General features: G+C 70.0%; 17 protein-coding genes and 1 pseudogene. 9 read left to right on the top strand and 9 right to left on the bottom strand.

Going from position 1 to position 17,129, the window contains the following annotated elements:
* The 9 genes and pseudogenes from ACFP3H_RS19440 to ACFP3H_RS19400 form a co-directional block, all read right to left on the bottom strand.
* Positions 1-254: pseudogene (locus ACFP3H_RS19440) on the bottom strand (hypothetical protein); the annotation flags it as partial.
* Positions 244-903, bottom strand: a complete 660-nt coding sequence (locus ACFP3H_RS19435) for a histidine phosphatase family protein (RefSeq protein WP_378608052.1) — start codon at positions 901-903, stop codon at positions 244-246. The pseudogene ACFP3H_RS19440 and the gene ACFP3H_RS19435, both read right to left, overlap by 11 nt.
* The gene (rsfS, locus tag ACFP3H_RS19430; RefSeq protein ID WP_378608050.1) at positions 900-1,319 is read right to left on the bottom strand and encodes a ribosome silencing factor; all 420 of its coding nucleotides are present in this window, start codon (positions 1,317-1,319) and stop codon (positions 900-902) included. The genes ACFP3H_RS19435 and rsfS overlap by 4 nt, the downstream gene beginning before the upstream one ends.
* 34 nt (positions 1,320-1,353) lie before the next feature.
* A complete protein-coding gene (nadD, locus tag ACFP3H_RS19425; RefSeq protein WP_378608048.1) occupies positions 1,354-2,001 on the bottom strand; it encodes a nicotinate-nucleotide adenylyltransferase in 648 nt (215 codons plus the stop codon).
* A 48-nt stretch (positions 2,002-2,049) separates the two neighbouring features.
* Positions 2,050-3,024 (bottom strand): hypothetical protein, encoded by a 975-nt coding sequence (locus ACFP3H_RS19420; protein ID WP_378608046.1) that lies wholly within the window; start codon positions 3,022-3,024, stop codon positions 2,050-2,052.
* Between the two features lie 161 nt (positions 3,025-3,185).
* Positions 3,186-3,527 carry an MmcQ/YjbR family DNA-binding protein gene (locus tag ACFP3H_RS19415; protein ID WP_378608044.1) on the bottom strand — a complete coding sequence of 114 codons (342 nt, stop codon included), beginning with the start codon at positions 3,525-3,527 and terminating at the stop codon, positions 3,186-3,188.
* A gap of 11 nt (positions 3,528-3,538) precedes the next feature.
* Positions 3,539-4,936, bottom strand: coding sequence for a vWA domain-containing protein (locus tag ACFP3H_RS19410; RefSeq protein ID WP_378608414.1), 1,398 nt, complete (start codon positions 4,934-4,936; stop codon positions 3,539-3,541).
* Positions 4,933-5,811, bottom strand: a complete 879-nt coding sequence (locus ACFP3H_RS19405) for an AAA family ATPase (RefSeq protein WP_378608042.1) — start codon at positions 5,809-5,811, stop codon at positions 4,933-4,935. The genes ACFP3H_RS19410 and ACFP3H_RS19405 overlap by 4 nt, the downstream gene beginning before the upstream one ends.
* The gene (locus ACFP3H_RS19400) at positions 5,808-7,073 is read right to left on the bottom strand and encodes a glutamate-5-semialdehyde dehydrogenase (RefSeq protein ID WP_378608040.1); all 1,266 of its coding nucleotides are present in this window, start codon (positions 7,071-7,073) and stop codon (positions 5,808-5,810) included. Before ACFP3H_RS19400 ends, ACFP3H_RS19405 begins: the two co-directional genes overlap by 4 nt.
* A gap of 186 nt (positions 7,074-7,259) precedes the next feature.
* On the opposite strand from ACFP3H_RS19400, the gene ACFP3H_RS19395 reads away from it, so the two are divergent.
* The 9 genes from ACFP3H_RS19395 to ACFP3H_RS19355 all read left to right on the top strand — a co-directional run bounded on the left by ACFP3H_RS19395 (position 7,260) and on the right by ACFP3H_RS19355 (position 17,066).
* A complete protein-coding gene (locus ACFP3H_RS19395; RefSeq protein ID WP_378608038.1) occupies positions 7,260-8,126 on the top strand; it encodes a ribokinase in 867 nt (288 codons plus the stop codon).
* Between the two features lie 176 nt (positions 8,127-8,302).
* Positions 8,303-9,526: an RtcB family protein gene (locus tag ACFP3H_RS19390; RefSeq protein WP_378608036.1), complete on the top strand. Its 1,224-nt coding sequence runs from the start codon at positions 8,303-8,305 to the stop codon at positions 9,524-9,526.
* A gap of 124 nt (positions 9,527-9,650) precedes the next feature.
* Positions 9,651-11,774 (top strand): RecQ family ATP-dependent DNA helicase, encoded by a 2,124-nt coding sequence (locus tag ACFP3H_RS19385; RefSeq protein ID WP_378608034.1) that lies wholly within the window; start codon positions 9,651-9,653, stop codon positions 11,772-11,774.
* Positions 11,775-11,844: 70 nt separating this feature from the next.
* Positions 11,845-12,234: a hypothetical protein gene (locus tag ACFP3H_RS19380; RefSeq protein ID WP_378608032.1), complete on the top strand. Its 390-nt coding sequence runs from the start codon at positions 11,845-11,847 to the stop codon at positions 12,232-12,234.
* Positions 12,235-12,289: 55 nt separating this feature from the next.
* Positions 12,290-13,258 (top strand): non-homologous end-joining DNA ligase, encoded by a 969-nt coding sequence (gene ligD, locus ACFP3H_RS19375; RefSeq protein WP_378608413.1) that lies wholly within the window; start codon positions 12,290-12,292, stop codon positions 13,256-13,258.
* A gap of 215 nt (positions 13,259-13,473) precedes the next feature.
* Entirely contained in the window at positions 13,474-14,424 is a 951-nt protein-coding gene (locus ACFP3H_RS19370) for a D-isomer specific 2-hydroxyacid dehydrogenase family protein (protein ID WP_378608030.1), read from the top strand.
* A gap of 86 nt (positions 14,425-14,510) precedes the next feature.
* Positions 14,511-15,242, top strand: coding sequence for an ESX secretion-associated protein EspG (locus ACFP3H_RS19365; protein ID WP_378608028.1), 732 nt, complete (start codon positions 14,511-14,513; stop codon positions 15,240-15,242).
* 34 nt (positions 15,243-15,276) lie between these two features.
* The gene (locus ACFP3H_RS19360) at positions 15,277-15,651 is read left to right on the top strand and encodes a hypothetical protein (protein WP_378608026.1); all 375 of its coding nucleotides are present in this window, start codon (positions 15,277-15,279) and stop codon (positions 15,649-15,651) included.
* Positions 15,648-17,066, top strand: coding sequence for a hypothetical protein (locus ACFP3H_RS19355; RefSeq protein ID WP_378608024.1), 1,419 nt, complete (start codon positions 15,648-15,650; stop codon positions 17,064-17,066). Before ACFP3H_RS19360 ends, ACFP3H_RS19355 begins: the two co-directional genes overlap by 4 nt.
* Positions 17,067-17,129 lie beyond the last annotated feature (63 nt).

The raw sequence follows: 17,129 nt of genomic DNA, 5'->3' as shown, positions 1-17,129 counted from the left end.
ACCGGCTCGGGTGTGGCGGTGACCGGGGTGGGGACCGGTCCGAACAGGGCATCGGGCAGCGAGCGGGTGCTGCGCGCGGTGACCTGCTTGAAGAGTTCGTCCGGTACCGAACGGATCGGCTCCTCGCGCTCGGGGCGCGCGGGCCGAGCAGGCGGCGAGCCGAACAGCGCGTCCGGCAATTGCCGTCCGGCTTTGGCCGTCACCTGCTTGAACAGCTCATCGGGTACCGATCGGACGGGCTCTTCATTGGACATCGGGAGCTACCTTCGCCGCTGCGTTCCACACATCGAGGCGCCAACCGGGTCGATCGACATCCGGGCCGTGACTGGACAGCTGCACCCAGCTCGTGTTGGCCAGTCCACCGAGGACCGGCCATTTCTCGGGTGGCAGTTCCAGCAACGCGGCCGTCAGAGCAGCGATCAACCCGCCGTGCGCAACCAGGATGATAGTCCGACCGGGCCAATCCTGTCGCTCGTTGTACAGTTCGCGCACCACGGGCAGGGCCCGCGCCCCGACCTCGAGTTTGCTCTCGCCGCCGGGCGGTGTGTAGGTGGCGTCGAGACGCCACTGCACGCGCGCGCCGGGGTAGTCGGCATCGACCTCGAGGTGGGTCAGACCTTCCCAGTCACCCAGGTTGGTCTCGCGCAGCCGCGGATCGGTGATGACAGGCAGTTCGCTGACATCACCGAGCGCCTGGGCGGTCTCCTTGGCGCGACGCAGATCCGAGGCGTGGATCGCGATGGCGTTGCGTGAACCCAGTTCGCGCGCGGCCTCTTTGGCCTGCTGGCGACCGAGTTCGGTGAGATCGGTGTCGATCTGGCCCTGCATGCGGTCGGCGGCGTTCCATTCGGTCTGCCCGTGCCGCAACAGGATCAGATTGCGCACATGGGCGTACTTGCTCACTCGCTGTCTGCCTCTGCCTGCGCGTCGTCGTCATCGGCGGCCGGGGTCGGCAGTGCGGCGATGCCCTCGACGGGAACCGCCGGGCAGTCACGCCACAGGCGCTCGAGCGCGTAGAAATTGCGCTCGTCGTTGTGCTGGACGTGGACCACGATGTCGACGTAGTCGAGCAGCGCCCAGCGGCCCTCGCGGGTGCCCTCGCGACGGACCGGCTTGTGGCCTGCGTCGCGCAGCTTGTCCTCGATGTTGTCGACGATCGCGTTGACCTGGCGCTCGTTGGGCGCCGAGGCGATCACGAAGCAGTCGGTGATGACCAACTGTTCGGAGACGTCGAGCACCACGACGTCGGTGGCGAGCTTGTCGTCGGCCGCGAGCGCGGCGACCGTGGCCATCTCGATGGCTTCGGTAGAGGCACTCATACGGTCTCCTCCTGCGTGGTCACAACCATGTGGCTCAACGTGGGCTACCTTCCGTTCCTGCGGGCACGTAGAGGTGCCGCTTCGATATGTACTGCACCACGCCATCGGGGACGAGGTACCAGACCGGCCGACCCTCCGCGGCGCGGCGACGGCACTCACTCGACGAGATGGCCAGCGCGGGGATCTCGATCATCGTCACGGCGTCGGCGGGAAGGTCCCGCAGATGCTCCTCGAGATGATCGGTGTTGAGTTCGTAACCCGGTCGGCTCACCCCGACGAACTTCGCCAGTTCGAACAGTTCGGTCCAATCCTGCCATGTCAGGATGTTGGCCAGCGCGTCCGCACCGGTGATGAAGTACAGCTCCGCGTCGGGGTGGGTGTTCTGCATCTCGCGCAGGGTGTCGACGGTATAGGTGACCTTGTTGCGTTCGATGTCGGCGCGACTGACCGAGAACCTCGGGTTGGACGCGGTCGCGATGACGGTCATCAGGTAGCGGTCCTCGGCAGGACTGACCTGTTTGTTGACCTTCTGCCACGGCTGCCCGGTCGGTACGAAGATCACTTCGTCGAGCTCGAACCGGTTGGCGACCTCGCTCGCGGCGACCAGGTGGCCGTGATGGATCGGGTCGAACGTGCCGCCCATGACGCCGAGCTTGCGACGCGGGCGAGCTGTCTCGTGCATGAGGGATGAGCTTAATCCGGCCATCACGATCGGGGCGGACCGGACCGTTCACCGAGCGCCGGACTGCGCGCACATCTGGGCGAACTGGGCGCGGGTGCGTTGGAGCTCCTCGACGACGTGCACCGCCGGTTCGGCCGCGACCCGCTGGTTCAGTTCGGCCAGCAACACGTCGATGGTGACCCACCACGGCCCACGCGCGCGCCCCCGTGGTCCGCGCAGTTGCAGCCAGGCGGCCGCGCGCAGGCAGCGGGCTCTCGGCACGATCTTGTCCTGCTCGCCCCACAGCCCAGCCGCGCGCAGGTAGCCGCCCAGTGCCTCGACCTCCTGTCCGCAGCATTCGCGGGCGACGGCGGCCGACCATACGAGGTCGGCGTGGCGCCGACGTTTGGCGGGGAGATCGGCGACCAGCCGGGCCGCCTCGGTGTACTGCCACGCGGCCTGCCGGTAGCGGCCGAGATGGTTCAGCGATTCGGCGAACTGGGCGCGGACCAGCGACAGCTCGGCCGGCGGGTAGCCGGCGAGGCCGCTGAGCAGGGGCCGGTCGAAGGCGACCACCGCCTCGGCGTGCCTGCCCGCGCGATGCCAGGCGCGCCCGGCCACCAGCCACAGGTGGACCGAGTCGGCCGCGGAGATCGGGTGCCAGCAAGCCGCGGCCGAGGCTGCGGCACGGGCTACCGCGCGGTCGCGACCCGGTTGGGCGGCGATCGCGGTGACCAGCTGGGTGCGCATCGCGGCGAGTTCGCGGCACTCCAGTTCCCCCGCCCCGACGATCAGCGCCCGACGCAGCTGCTCCTCGGCAGCTTCGGGCGCGTCGACCAATCGTGCGGCGGCGATCCCGGCCAGGCGCCGTGCGACACGAGCCCCGGAACCTGGAGTCGGCCGACGCGCCCCGGGTGCACTCGGTGTCGCGACACCGGATCCCGCCACCTCACCAACCCGCGAACCCGCGACCCCGCTGTCGCGAGACTCCGACACCACCGAGACCGCGTCGACCGCGCACTCGTCCTCGAACGGATCGTTCACCGGGCAGACCGTGCCCACCGAGCGAAGACCGGATCCGATTCCACTACCCCGAGGTCCGACATCTTTCGATCGGACCGCTCGTCGTCGCGCGACGCCCCTACCAGCATGGGCGTGATCTTGGTCCGCCCTGCCTGTGAGCCGCTTAACGTCGGCTGAACTGCTCAGACGACGGGCCGCTTGGACTTCGGGAGTTTCGCGACGACGGCCTCGTAGGAGGCGTCGACGAGTTCACGGAGTTCGTCGTCGGGGACGGCCCCGCCCAGGCGAATGCTGTTCCAGCCGTAGCGGCCGATGTAGGCCGAGACGGTGACATCGTCGGGGTAGATGGCAACCAGTTCGTCGGCTTCGGCCCGGTCGCGGCCGCATTTGAGGCCGATCGCGGTGCCGGCGCCGAGGAAGGCGAAGATCTTGTCGCCGACCTTGACGACGGTGTCGCCCTCCCACGGTTCGTCTTCCCACGCGCCCGGTTTGCTCAGGCAGTAGGCCAGCACCTCGGTATTCATCGTCGGCTCCTTCAGACGGGCAGCAGCCGGGAGACCACCTCGGTGAGCTGGCGGGCCGACCGGCATTCGTGCATCTCGATCACCGCAGCGTAGTCGCGGGCCGCGGAATCGCCGGTCCCCCACAGCTTCTCGGGCTCGGGGTTGAGCCAGTGCGCGTGGCGGGCGGTCTCGACCAGGGCGCGCAGGGGTTGTAGGCGCGGGTCGCGGTAGTTGGTGCGGCCGTCGCCGAGGACCAGCAGCGAGCTGCGGCTGGTTACGGCGTCGCCGAAGTTGTCCACGAAACTGGTCAGCGCCTGGCCGTAGTCGGAGTGGCCGTCGGCGTCGATGACCCGCGAGTCGGCGAAGATCCTGGTCATCACGTCCTCGAGGCCGACATAGGGCTCGAACAGGTGGGTGACCTCGTCGGTGCGGTCGATGAACGCGAAGACCCGTACCCGCGAGAACTGATCGCGCAGCGCGCTCACCAGCAGCAGCGTGAAATTGCTGAACCCGGCCACCGAACCCGAGATATCGCACAGCAGCACCAGTTCCGGGCGGCCGGGGCGCGGTTTGCGGTTCACCAGGTCGATCGGCACGCCGCCGGTCGACATCGACGCACGCAGGGTCTTGCGCAGGTCGATCTCGCCGCGGCGGGCGCGTCTGCGGCGCACCGCCAACCGCGAGGCGAGAATGCGCGCGAGGCGCTGGGTGCTGCGGCGCAATTCGGCGAGTTCGCGTTCGGTAGCGCGCAGGAAGTCGGCGTCCTCGGCCTGACGGGCGACGCCGTAGGTGGCGACGCGATCGCGGCCGATCTGCTCGGCGACACGACGATTGGTCTCGGCTTCCACGCTCGCCCGAAAGCCCGCGAGGCGTTCGCGCGCGACCCGGCGGGCGATCTCGGTGTCGCGTTCGCTCGCGTCCGGCCCGAGCGCCAGCCCGGCGAGGATCTTGGCCAGCAAGGACTGCGGGGCGACCTCTTTCAGCGCCTGATACGCGGAAAAGGAAGGGCCACGGGCGGATTGGTACTGCCCGAGTTGCTCGACCACCTGTCCGGCCAAGGCCTGCACCCGCGCGGTGTTGTCGTCGGCGGCGAGCAGCTCGGCCAGTTGCTCGCGCAGGGCGGCCAGGTCGACCTCGCCGTCGGCGGTGCGGGGCAGCTCCGGTGGTTGTTCGGCGCGGTCGCCGACCGCGACCGGGAACCACAGGTCGAACAGGCCGTCGAAGGTGGCGCGGTGGGTGGGTCGACGCAGCAGCGCGCAGGCCAGACCCTCGCGGACCGCTTCACGATCGAGCAGGTCGAGCACGGTGAGCACCCGGCCCGCGTCGACGGTTTCCGAGGGCCCGACCGGCACCCCGCGCGCCCGCAACGCACCGACGAAACCGGCGACGTGGCCGCCGATTCCGTGCGGCGCGGGAGCGGTCACGGTCAGGCCAGTTTCAGCTCGGCCAGCGCGCGCTGGTGGTCGCTGCGGTGTTTGAGCACCACCCCGAGGGTGGCGCGCACCGTCGCGTCGTCGAGATCGCGCGCGCCGAGGGCGAGCAGGGTGTTGCCCCAGTCGATCGTCTCCGCGACCGAGGGCAGCTTCTTGAGCTGCATGCCGCGCAGCACGTGCACGACCCGCACCAACTGCTCGGCCACCGCCGTGGCGAGCTCGGGCACGCGCGAGGCCAGGATGCGGCGTTCGAGGTCCTCGTCGGGGAAGTCCAGGTGCAGGTAGAGGCAGCGGCGTTTGAGCGCCTCCGACAGTTCCCTGGTGGCGTTGGAGGTGAGCACGACGAACGGGGTGCGGGTGGCGGTGATGGTGCCCAGTTCGGGCACGGTCACGGCGAAATCGCTCAGCACCTCGAGCAGCAGGCCCTCGATCTCGACATCGGCCTTGTCGGTCTCATCGATCAGCAGCACCGTCGGCTCGGTGCGGCGGATGGCGGTGAGCAGCGGGCGCGCGAGCAGGAACTCCTCGGTGAAGACGTCGGCTTTGGTTTCGGCCCAATCGTTCTCGCTCGACGCCTGGATGCGCAGGATCTGCTTGGCGTGGTTCCACTCGTAGAGCGCGCGGGCCTCGTCGACGCCCTCGTAGCACTGCAGACGCACCAGCTCGGCTCCGGCGACCTGGGCCACCGCGCGCGACAGTTCGGTCTTGCCGACACCGGCCGGGCCCTCGATGAGCAACGGTTTGCCCAGGCGGTCGGCGAGGAACACCGAGGTGGCGGTGGCCTTGTCGGCCAGGTAGCCGGTGGTGGCGAGGCGGGTGATGACGTCGTCGACCGAGGTGAAGATCGGTTCCTGGATCAGGGCCACGGTCACACCGGCCGGGTCTGGCCGTCGCCCCACACGATCCACTTGGTGGAGGTGAGTTCGGGCAGGGCCATCGGGCCGCGGGCGTGCAGCTTCTGGGTGGAGATGCCGATCTCGGCGCCGAAGCCGAACTGTTCGCCGTCGGTGAAGGCCGTGGAGGCGTTCACCATCACCGCGGCGGCGTCGACGCGGGCGGTGAACTCGCGAGCGGCGGCCAGGTCGGCGGTGACGATGGCTTCGGTGTGGCCGGTGCCCCAGGTGTTGATGTGCTCGACGGCGGCGTCGAGATCGTCGACGACCTTGAGCGCGATGTCCATCGTGAGGTACTCCTCGCCCCAGTCCGCGTCGGTGGCGGGGACCTGACCGGGCAGATCGCCGTGGATGGTGACCCCGGCCTGCTCGAGAGCCTCGGTCAGGCGGGGCAGCGCGGTCTCGGCGACGGCGGCGTCGATGAGCACGGTCTCGGCGGCGTTGCAGACGCTGGGACGGCGGGTCTTGGCGTTGAGCAGGATCGCCTCGGCCATGTCCAGGTCGGCATCGGCATGCACGTAGACGTGGCAGTTGCCGGTGCCGGTCTCGATGGTGGGCACCTGCGCGTCGCGCACGACGGCGTTGATCAGGCCGGCACCGCCGCGCGGGATCACCACGTCGACCAGGCCGCGCGCCTGGATCAGGTGGGTGACGCTGGACCGGTCGTGGCTGGGCAGCAGCTGCACCGCGTCGGCCGGAACGTCCTGGGCCACCAGGGCTTCGCGCAGGATCTCGACCAGGGCGGCATTGGAGTGCGCGGCCGAGGACGAGCCGCGCAGCAGGGCCGCGTTACCGGACTTGAGGGCAAGGCCGAACGCGTCGACGGTGACATTGGGGCGCGCCTCGTACACCATGCCGACCACGCCGAGCGGGACACGGGTCTGGCGGATCTCGAGGCCGTTGGGCAGCGTGGAGCCGCGCACGACCACCCCGACCGGGTCGGGCAGCGTGGCGACCTGGCGCAGGCCCGAGGCGATGCCGTCGATCCGGTCCTTGGTCAGGCGCAACCGGTCGAGCAGGTTCTCCTCGGTACCGGCCGCCTTCGCCGTCGCGATGTCCTCGGCGTTGGCCGCGAGAACGCGATCGGCGGCGGCGAGCAGCGCGTCGGCCGCCGCGTGCAGGGCGTCGTTCTTCCGCGCCGTGGTCAGCTGAGCCAGCACACGGGACGCGACGCGAGCCCTGCGGGCGGCGTCGTGCACCGCTGCGCGGATGTCGAGCTCGGGGGTCACTTCTACCGTCATAGGTATCAGCGTACGCAGTCCGACCGGTCCGCCCGACGCCGCCCGCACCCCGGAATACGTCTCCGACCGGCCCGGGGACGAAGTTATCCACAGGCTCGACGACAACCGTTGACAGCGCCGTCGCCGCCTTCCGCGGGTCGTTCGGTAATCGCCGTCCGGCCCGTGATCACCGATTACGGTGGGGTGATGGGTGCTTGGCCGCGGGTTGTGGTGTTGGGCAGCGTGAACATGGACCTGGTCACCCGGGTGGGGCGGCGGCCCGCGCCCGGGGAGACGGTGATGGGGACGGAGTTCGTGACCGTACCCGGGGGTAAGGGGGCGAATCAGGCGGTCGCGGCGGCGCGGTCGGGGGCGCAGGTGCGGTTCGTGGGGGCGGTCGGTGCGGACGGGTTCGGGGTGGAGTTGACGGCGACGCTGGTGGCGGCGGGCGTGGATGTGGGGTTGCTGCGTCGGGTGGACGGGGCGAGTGGGGTGGCGTCGATCGTGGTGGACGCGGGTGGGGAGAACAGCATCATCGTGGTGGCGGGGGCCAACGGGCTGGTTCGCGAGTTGACCGATGGCGAGCTGGCGGCGATCGCGCAGGCCGACGTGCTGTTGTGCCAGTTGGAGATTCCGGTCGAGACCGTGCTCGTGGCGGCGCGGCACGCTCGGGCGGCGGGCACGGTGGTCGCGGTGAATCCCTCGCCGGTGCGGCCGCTGCCCGACGAACTGTGGGACGTCGTGGATATCGCGATCGTGAATTCGCTGGAGTTCGAACACTATTCGACCGAGCTGGGGCAGGTCCCGCATCTGGTGCGCACACTCGGCGCGGACGGAGCCGTGTATCGGGGCGCCGATGGCGAGGTGGTCGCGCCGGGGCGGCGGGTCGAGGTGGTCGATACGACCGGTGCGGGCGATGCGTTCGCCGGGGCCTTCGTGGCGAGGTGGGGCCAGGGGCCTGAAATGGCGCTGAACTGGGCGAACGCGGCCGGGGCGGTGGCGACCACGAGCCTGGGCGCCAGCTCCTCGATCCCGGATCGCGCGCGGATCGCCGCCGAACTCGACGCTGACTGATCGAGACGCCCACCTCGCAAGCCGCGTCTGTCCCCCGCTGACGGATTGATCAGCGGAACGGCGATGCCTCCACGAACCACTCGCGCCATCGGGCGGGTCACGCCCGGTCGAAATTCGAGTGCGCCCCCGCTACTCGGCCCCTACCGTTGACCTTTCATCTAAGGAAGGACAGACCCATGTTTCCCGTCGAGCTGCGCGGTACGCGAGCGCAGACGCTCATGTGGGCCGAAGAGCACGAGATCGAGCAGGCCGCGCTGCGTCAGCTTCGCACCATCGCGAATCTGGAATGGGTGCACGGACTGCGCGTGATGCCCGATGTGCACGTCGGTAAGGGCGCGACGGTGGGGTCGGTCATCGCGATGCGGGACGCGGTCGCGCCCGCCGCGGTCGGGGTCGATATCGGCTGCGGGATGGAGAGTGTGAAGACCGATCTCACCGCCGCCGATCTGCCCGACGACCTGCGGTCGCTGCGCGGCCGGATCGAGCAGGCGGTGCCGGTGGGCTTTCAGGCGCACAAGGACGCGGTGAACGTCACCGAGCTGGGTGCGGAACTGGCGGGTTCGCACGGGCGGGCGGCGTCGCAGGCCAACGGATGGCAGCGGTTCTGGCGTTCGTTCGGCGAGTTGCACCCCGGGGTCTCCCAGCTGGAATCCAAGGCGCACAAGCAGATCGGCTCGCTCGGCGGCGGCAACCACTTCATCGAAATCTGCCTCGACACCGACGACGCCGTCTGGATCCTGCTGCACTCCGGCTCGCGCAACATCGGCAAGGAACTGGCCGAACGCCACATGGCGGTGGCGCGCGCCCTGCCGCACAACCAGTCGCTGCCCGACCGCGACCTGGCCGTCTTCCTGTCCGGCACCCCGGAAATGGCGGCCTACCGGCGCGATCTCACCTGGGCGCAGGAGTACGCGGCGCGCAACCGCGCGGTGATGCTGGCCCTGGTGTGTCGGGCGGTGCGCGAGGAATTCGCCGAGCGCACGGTGCGGTTCGACGAACCGATCAGCTGTCACCACAACTATGTGGCCGAGGAGATCATCGACGGTGTGCCGATGCTGGTGACCCGCAAGGGCGCCGTGCGGGCGGGAGCGGGTGAGCTGGCGCTGATTCCCGGGTCGATGGGGACGCGGTCGTATGTGGTGCGGGGTAAGGGGAACCCGGCCTCGTTCCAGTCGGCCTCGCACGGTGCGGGGCGGCGGTTGAGTCGGTCGGCGGCCAAGCGGCAGTTCACAGTCGCGGACCTGGTCGCGCAGACCGAGGGGGTGGAGTCGCGCAAGGACGCGGGCGTGGTCGATGAGATCCCGGCCGCGTACAAGGACATCGACCAGGTGATCGCGGCGCAGGCCGACCTGGTCGAGGTGGTCGCGACACTGCGTCAGGTGTTGTGCGTCAAGGGGTGACCTGAACCGCCTCCCCGCGTATTTTGGCCAGACTCGGGTGCGGGGTCGGGTTGGGGACGCGGCAAGCTCTCGCGAGTGGGGCTGGTCATCGGGACTTGTCGGTGGGACAGGGCAGGATGGGGGCATGACCTCACCCGCAGGCAACGATGTGCTCGACCTGACGGCTCCTGACCTGCGCGAACGCGCTGAACAGCTGCTCGGGGAGCTGGCCGGTCCCGACGCGCGACTGCGGGAGGATCAGTGGACCGCGATCGAGGCGCTGGTGGTGGCGCGGCGGCGGGCGCTGGTGGTGCAGCGGACCGGGTGGGGCAAGTCGGCGGTGTACTTCATCGCGGCGAAACTGCTGCGGCGGGCGGGGCGCGGGCCGACGGTGATCGTCTCGCCGCTGCTGGCGCTGATGCGCAACCAGGTCGCGGCGGCCGAGCGGGCCGGGGTGGTGGCGGCCACGATCAACTCGGGCAATGTCACCGAGTGGGACGAGATCCATCAGCGAGTCGCCGACGGCGAGATCGACGTGCTGTTGGTGAGCCCGGAACGCTTGAACAATCCCGACTTTCGCGATCAGGTGCTGCCGCGACTGGCCGCCGACGCCGGGCTCGTCGTGATCGACGAGGCGCACTGCGTGTCGGACTGGGGGCACGACTTCCGGCCCGACTACCGGCGGATCAGGACGCTGATCGCCGATCTCGGCTCCGATGTCCCGGTGCTGGCCACCACCGCCACCGCCAACGACCGGGTGGTCACCGATGTGGCCGGGCAGATCGGCACCGACACGCTGGTGTTGCGGGGCAGCCTGGATCGCGAGTCGCTGCACCTGTCGGTGGTGCGGTTCGACGACGCGGTGCGCCGCACGGCCTGGCTGGGCGAGCAACTGCACCGGATGCCGGGTTCGGGCATCATCTACTGCCTCACCGTCGCCGCGGCCAACGATCTCGCCGACGTGCTCAGCTCGCACGGCCACACCGTCGCCGCCTACACCGGCCAAACCGACCCGGCCGAACGGGAAGCACTCGAAGCCGCGCTGCTGAACAACGAGGTCAAGGCCCTGATCGCGACCTCGGCGCTGGGCATGGGCTTCGACAAGCCCGATCTCGGTTTCGTCGTGCACGTCGGGGCGCCGTCCTCGCCGATCGCCTACTACCAGCAGGTCGGTCGCGCGGGCCGTGGCACCGAGCGCGCCGAGGTGGTGCTGCTGCCGGGGCCGGAGGACGCGCGGATCTGGAGCTACTTCGCCTCCGTGGCCTTCCCGCGCGAGCACATCGTGCGTTCGGTGCTCGACGCGCTCGACACCGATCGGGTGATGTCGACGGTGGCGCTCGAACCGCTCGTGGAGTTGAACCGTTCGCGGCTCGAGATGGTGCTCAAGGTGCTCGATGTCGACGGTGCGGTGCGGCGGGTGCGCGGCGGGTGGCTGGCCACCGGGCAGGACTGGACCTACGACGCCGAACGCTACGAGGGTCTGGCCGCCGCGCGCGAGGCCGAACAGCAGGCCATGATCGACTACCAGGCCACCAGCACCTGCCGGATGACCTTCCTGCGCCGCCAACTCGACGATCCGGGCCTCGGCGGTCCGGACACCGCGGACCTGGACTGCGGCCGCTGCGACAACTGCACCGGCACCCGCCCCGACACCGCCGTCGACGACGCCGCGATCGCCTCGACCCGAGCCCGCCTGGATCGGCCCGGCCTGGACCTCGCGCCCCGTAAGCAGTGGCCCAGCGGGATGGCGAAATTGGGAATCCCGTTGTCCGGCAAGATCACCGGCGGCGCCGAGACCGGTCGCGTGCTGGGGCGCCTCACCGACCTCGGCTGGGGCCAGCGCCTGCGTGCGCTGCTCGACGCGCCCGACGCCCCCGTCCCGGACGCGGTGTTCGACGCCTGTATCGCCGTGCTGCGCGACTGGACCTGGAGTACCCGCCCCACCTCGGTCCTTGCCCTCGAATCACCCCGCTACCCCCAGCTCACCACGAGTCTGGCCGCCCGTCTGGCGCAGATCGGTCGCCTGGACAACCTCGGCACCCTGGCCACCAGACCCGACCGTCCCCCGGTCTCCGCCGCCAACTCCGCCCACCGCGTCGCCGGCCTGTTCGATTCCTGGGAGGTTCCCGACCTCACCGCGGTCGAGGGCCCGATCCTGCTCGTCGACACCCTCACCGACACCGGCTGGACCATGACCGTGGCCGCGCACGCCCTGCGCACCAGCGGCGCCGACGCGGTACTGCCCTTCGCCCTGGCCACACCCACCTGAGACCGGCCACACGGGCAACACGCCGCCACCGATTATGTGCACCCCGCATCACCAATGTTTGAATGCGCCTATGACCAGGACCACATTTGCTCGAACCCTGATGGCCGTCGCCGCGGGCTGTGCGGCCGGATTCACCCTCTTCACCGCGCCCGCCCAGGCGACGAACGAGAACCCCCTCGACTGCGCCGGTGTGCCCGGCGCCCAGGCCGCCGCCGATCGCGAGAGCGCCAAGCGTGGCATCGCCATCACCCCGCTGTGCTTCAGCGGCGGCCTCTACAGCGGCATCCACGCGGGCATCCCGCTGGCCGTGCTCAACCCGTTGACCATGCCCGGCACCGCGAGCGTGTGCGTGGCCGAACGCGAAACCGTCGAAGCCGCGGCCAAATTCGAGTGGACCGAGCGGGTCCACGTGATGCCGATGTGTATCCAACATCGGGCGTTCGGGGTGTACGAACTGTAGTTCCGCCCGACGCGGGCCCGTTTCCCGAAGCCGGGAACGGGCCCGCTCGTCTACCCTGGGTCGGGTGGCCAAGTCTGCGGCACCAGCGGTGGAACTGCCGGTGGGTGAGCACACGGTGCGGATCAGCAACCCCGACCGGGTGTACTTCCCCGAGCTCGGCGTGACCAAGCTCGACCTGGTGCGCTACTACCTCAGTGTCGGGGACGGGATCGTCAACGCGCTGCGCGATCGGCCCTGCATGCTGCACCGGTTTCCCAAAGGGTTGCCGGGTGGAAAAGTGCACCAGAAGCGGGTGCCAGCGGGCGCGCCGGACTGGATTTCGACTGTGCGCGTGTACTTTCCGCGCTACGGCCGCCACGCCGACGAACTGTGCGTGCGCGAACTCGCCGATATCGTGTGGGCTGTCCAGATGTCCACGGTGGAATTCCATCCATGGAACTCCCGCGCCGCCGATACCGAATCGCCCGATGAATGGCGCATCGACCTCGATCCCATGCCGGACTGTCCGTGGTCGCGGGTGCAGCGGGTGTCGGGGGTCGTGCACGAGGTGCTCGACGAGTTGGGGGCGACCGGGTGGCCCAAGACCTCGGGTGGTTCCGGGCTGCACGTGTATGTGCGGATCGCGCCCGAACACGGCTTTCAGCAGGTGCGACGGGCCGCGCTGGCCTTCGCGCGGGAGGTCGAGCGGCGCGCGCCCGCCGATGTCACCACGGCGTGGTGGCGCAAGGATCGCGATCCGGCCCAGCTGTTCGTCGACTACAACCAGAACGCGCGCGACCACACCATCGCCGCCGCCTACTCGGTGCGCGGCGTCGCGGCGGCGACGGTCTCGACGCCGGTGCGCTGGACCGAGATCGACGACATCGACCCGCGCGACTTCACCATCGACACCGTGCCCGCGCGCTACGCCGAACTCGGTGACCTGCAGGCCGACATGGACCAGGCCGTCTTCGACATCACGCCCCTGCTCGAACTGGCCGACCGCCACGGTGTCGACGAGCCCGTCGACCTCGACGAATCCTGAACGCGCACAGCCGATGCGGTGCCGCGACACAACCCCTTACGGCACGGTGATCGCGCGCCCCCGACGCTGACACCGACCGCCGAGGCAGAGGGCGCGCCGACACGATCGAGCGCGACCAGGAAGAATCGAGGGTCCGGGACCGTTGACATGGTGCCGACATCCGAAGACACGCCGCTGCGGCGGCACCGGCCAGCCGATCTACCCAGGAGGTCTCCGTGCCCGAATCCGCGACCACGATCGCGATCGCCCCGGACCAGCCGGCGCCGCGCTTGCTCGAGAAAGCGGTCGTCGGGGCGGGCGCTCGGGTCGGCGAGCTCGCGGAGGCCGACGCGCTGATCTGGCTGGGCAAACCCGGCGACTTCCCGAAATCCCTGCCCTCGACCGTGCGCTGGGTGCAGTTGCCCGCCGCGGGCATCGAGGACTTCTTCACCGCGGGCGTGTTCGCCGCGCACCCGGACGTGGAGTTCACCTCGGCCGCGGGCGCGTTCTCGCACAGCGTCGCCGAACACGCGCTGATGCTGCTGCTCGCCGGGGTGCGGTACCTGCCCGAGCAGCTGCGGGCGACCTCATGGCAGCAGCGCGAGTTCTTCCCGCATGTGGGATCGCTACGCGGTAAGACGGTCACGATCGTCGGCGCGGGCGGGATCGGGCGGGCGCTGATCCCGATGGTGGCGCCGCTCGGCGCGCACGTGATCGCGGTGAACCGGTCGGGACGCAAGGTGGCCGGGGCGGGCATTCCGGCCGATGTGGAGACGGTGCCCGCCGATCAACTCGGGCGGGTGTGGTCGCACACCGATCACGTGGTGGTCGCGGCACCGGCCACCGCGCAGACCCGGCATCTGATCGGCGCGGACGAACTGGCCCGACTCAAGCCGTCGTCGTGGGTGATCAACATCGCGCGCGGCAGCCTGATCGACACCGACGCGCTCGTCGACGCGCTCACCGCCGGCACCATCGGTGGCGCCGGACTCGACGTCACCGATCCCGAACCGCTACCCGACGGCCACCCGCTGTGGACGCTGCCGAACGCGATCATCACCCCCCACGACTCGAACCCGCCGCAGCTGCGGTTGGCGGCCTTCGCCGACCACGTCGGCGCCAATGTGAGCCGCTTCGTCGCGGGCGAGCACCTGGCGGCGATCGTGGAACCGCAACGCGGTTACTGAGAGTTGCCTGCCCCGGAAGGGTAGGCCGAAGTCCGGCACTGCGGTTAGGCTGTGCTCGTCCTGGTTCGGTAAGGATGGGATCGGCAATGGGTTGGACCTTCACCGCTGACGAATTCGCGCACGTCTGGCGGGAATCGGGTCAGGACCGGATGCCGTTTCCGCTGCGCGTGCTCGAATCGCCGACCACCGAGCAGGACGCGGCGCGACTACGCGCGGGACTGAGCCGACGACTACCCGGGGGCGACCCTGACCTCGCCGCCTGCCTGCGGATCCTCGCCGAACCGCACGCCAGGGTCGTGCTGGTCGGCGGCGCCCACACCCCCGGCAGCGAGATCCGGTTGATCGCGTGCGCGGTATACGACCACGCGGTCCTCGCGGTCCAGGAACCCGGCAACCGACCCGATTACGGTGGGACAGTAAGACTTTCGATCGGACACACCGCCGGGATCGGCGCCCGCGTCACCGCGTGCCTGCCCGACACCCCGCCCGGTCGCGAACCCGCGCGCGAGGCGGCGACCGACGCGGTGCGCGACGAGGAAACGGTGCTCGCCACCCACCCGGCCGTCCCGCGAATCCAGCGATTACTCCGCCGCCCGCACACCGCCGAAGGCCACATCCGCATCGAAACCGGGCTCGACCGCGCGGTGCCGAATCCGCCGGTGCACTACAGCTGGATCGACGTGGCCAACGACGGACGCTACCTGCTGCGGGCGGGCGAGACCGTGCACGTGGTGCCCGCCTCGACTGGGCAACTCGCCGCCCAACTGCAGCGCAGATTGGTGCCCGCGCACAGTTCACACAGCCGAAGGTCCGGTTAACCTGGATTCACGCATCATCTGGAGGGGAGACGCGATGACTATCGAGAGCAGTAGAGCCGAGATCTCCCGGTTTCGCAGCGCCGCCGCGGCGGGCACACTGACCTTCGATCCCGACGCCGCACGCCGATGCGCCGCCCTGTACGAACAGCAGGCCGAGCAGCTCGCCAACCTGCGTCACGACCTCGAAAATGCCGCCGAGGCAGGGGGATTCGGCGGATTCGTCTCGGCGCAACAGTTGCAGGCCGGGTTCGCGCACAAGGCGCGCGACGCCGCCGAACTGCTCGACCGCTACATCGAGGCGGCCTACCGGATGAAGGAGGCGTTCCTGCTCAGCGCGGGACTGTTCGAGGAGGCCGACGCCGCCGCGGCCGCGGCCCTGCGCGCCATCGACACGCGGGTGCGTGGATGAGCACCGACCCCACCTACATCAGTGCGATGGAACACTTCGAATCCATGCCGCACGAACAGATCTACGCGCGCACCCAGCAGATCGACGCAGGCGCCGTCCTCGGCGCCTCGCTCACCTGGCTCGACGCCGCCGCCACCCTGAGCACGTCCATGCCGATCACCAAAGCCGGCGCCGACCGGTTGATCAACGACGCCGAATGGTCCGGCGCCACCGCCGATGCCGCCGCCGCGAGCACCCGCAGCTTCGCCGCCTCGATCGACGAACTCGCCCTCGTGCTGGCCGAAGTGGGCGCCCGCCTCGGCGCCGTGGCCGCGGCGGGCGAAGCGGTCAAGGTGGCCGTGGTCGCGCCGGGCGGATCGGGACCGATCGGGGCGATCGCGCGCGTACTCGAGGCCGCGCAGGTGATCGACGCGCAGATGGCGGCCGAGGCGATGCGCCAGGAAGCGGTCCTGGCGATGAACATGATCTACAAGCCGGCCTACGCACTGGCAGGCACCGGCGTACCCGCGCTGCCGACCGCGCCCGAATACCCGGAGTCCCAGGGAAGTTCCGTACCCCAGACCGACGGACCACCCTCGCGAATCCCCACCGACCCCGCCACACCGGGAATCCCGCAGAACCAGGAACCGGCCCCACCCGGCACCACCCCATCGCCGAGTGAAACGCCGACTCCCAGCGATACCCCGGGACCCAACGGGAGTCCCGCTCCCGGCGATACCCCGGAAACAAGCGGGAATCCCGCTCCTGCACCCACCCAGAGCCAAGCGCCCAGCGAACTGCCGACGCCCACCAATAGTCCTGCACCCAGCGAGATTCCGGCACCCAACGGCACCCCGCCGACCGGCGACGCTCCGGCGCCCACCGAGAGTCCGCGACCGAGCAGTGCACCAGCCCCTAGCGAAAGCCCGGCACCCGGTGGCACCCCGCCGACCAGCGATGTTCCTGTGCCCAGCGAGATTCCGGCACCGGGCAGCACACCAGCACCCAGTACGCCGCCGACTAGTGATGTTCCGGCGCCCGCGCCCAGCGCCCCTGTGACGCCGGATGAGAATCACGCGCCACCCTCACAGCCGGAAACTCCTGCGCCAGCGCCACCTTCATCAGAGGCGCCCGCCCCACCGACTCAGGCGCCGACGACACCACCCTCGCCGGAGCCCTCGGAACCACCGGCACCCCAGCCTCCCCGAACTCACCAGCCCGGGGTCTCCGCACCTTCCACGGAACAGCCCACCTCCTCGGCGCCCCCCAATTCCCCAGCGCCACAACCACTCCCGACACCCGGCGTCCCCGACATGTCCGACCCGGACGGCCAACCCGGCGTCACCGGCCCGGTCCCCGGCGTCGGCACACCATCACCGCGACCCCCCGCCCCACCAGCGGAAACCCACCAGCCCGGCGTCATCCCCCAACCATAGAAGGCCCTCCGCCGCGCCCCGACGAACGCGGTCGCGGCCGGGTCGCGGATCCACCCTTTCGGC

The organism is Nocardia lasii (assembly GCF_042658545.1).
Lineage (GTDB): Bacteria > Actinomycetota > Actinomycetes > Mycobacteriales > Mycobacteriaceae > Nocardia > Nocardia lasii.
This window is presented reverse-complemented; position numbering and strand designations above follow the sequence as displayed.

Bases quoted from the DNA above. Each gene is read 5' to 3' on its own strand.
- rsfS (WP_378608050.1), bottom strand. From the start codon at position 1,319: ATGAGTGCCTCTACCGAAGCCATCGAGATGGCCACGGTCGCCGCGCTC.
- nadD (WP_378608048.1), bottom strand. From the start codon at position 2,001: ATGCACGAGACAGCTCGCCCGCGTCGCAAGCTCGGCGTCATGGGCGGC.
- ACFP3H_RS19415 (WP_378608044.1), bottom strand. From the start codon at position 3,527: ATGAATACCGAGGTGCTGGCCTACTGCCTGAGCAAACCGGGCGCGTGG.
- ACFP3H_RS19400 (WP_378608040.1), bottom strand. From the start codon at position 7,073: ATGACGGTAGAAGTGACCCCCGAGCTCGACATCCGCGCAGCGGTGCAC.
- ACFP3H_RS19395 (WP_378608038.1), top strand. From the start codon at position 7,260: ATGGGTGCTTGGCCGCGGGTTGTGGTGTTGGGCAGCGTGAACATGGAC.
- ACFP3H_RS19390 (WP_378608036.1), top strand. From the start codon at position 8,303: ATGTTTCCCGTCGAGCTGCGCGGTACGCGAGCGCAGACGCTCATGTGG.
- ACFP3H_RS19385 (WP_378608034.1), top strand. From the start codon at position 9,651: ATGACCTCACCCGCAGGCAACGATGTGCTCGACCTGACGGCTCCTGAC.
- ACFP3H_RS19380 (WP_378608032.1), top strand. From the start codon at position 11,845: ATGACCAGGACCACATTTGCTCGAACCCTGATGGCCGTCGCCGCGGGC.
- ACFP3H_RS19365 (WP_378608028.1), top strand. From the start codon at position 14,511: ATGGGTTGGACCTTCACCGCTGACGAATTCGCGCACGTCTGGCGGGAA.
- ACFP3H_RS19360 (WP_378608026.1), top strand. From the start codon at position 15,277: ATGACTATCGAGAGCAGTAGAGCCGAGATCTCCCGGTTTCGCAGCGCC.
- ACFP3H_RS19355 (WP_378608024.1), top strand. From the start codon at position 15,648: ATGAGCACCGACCCCACCTACATCAGTGCGATGGAACACTTCGAATCC.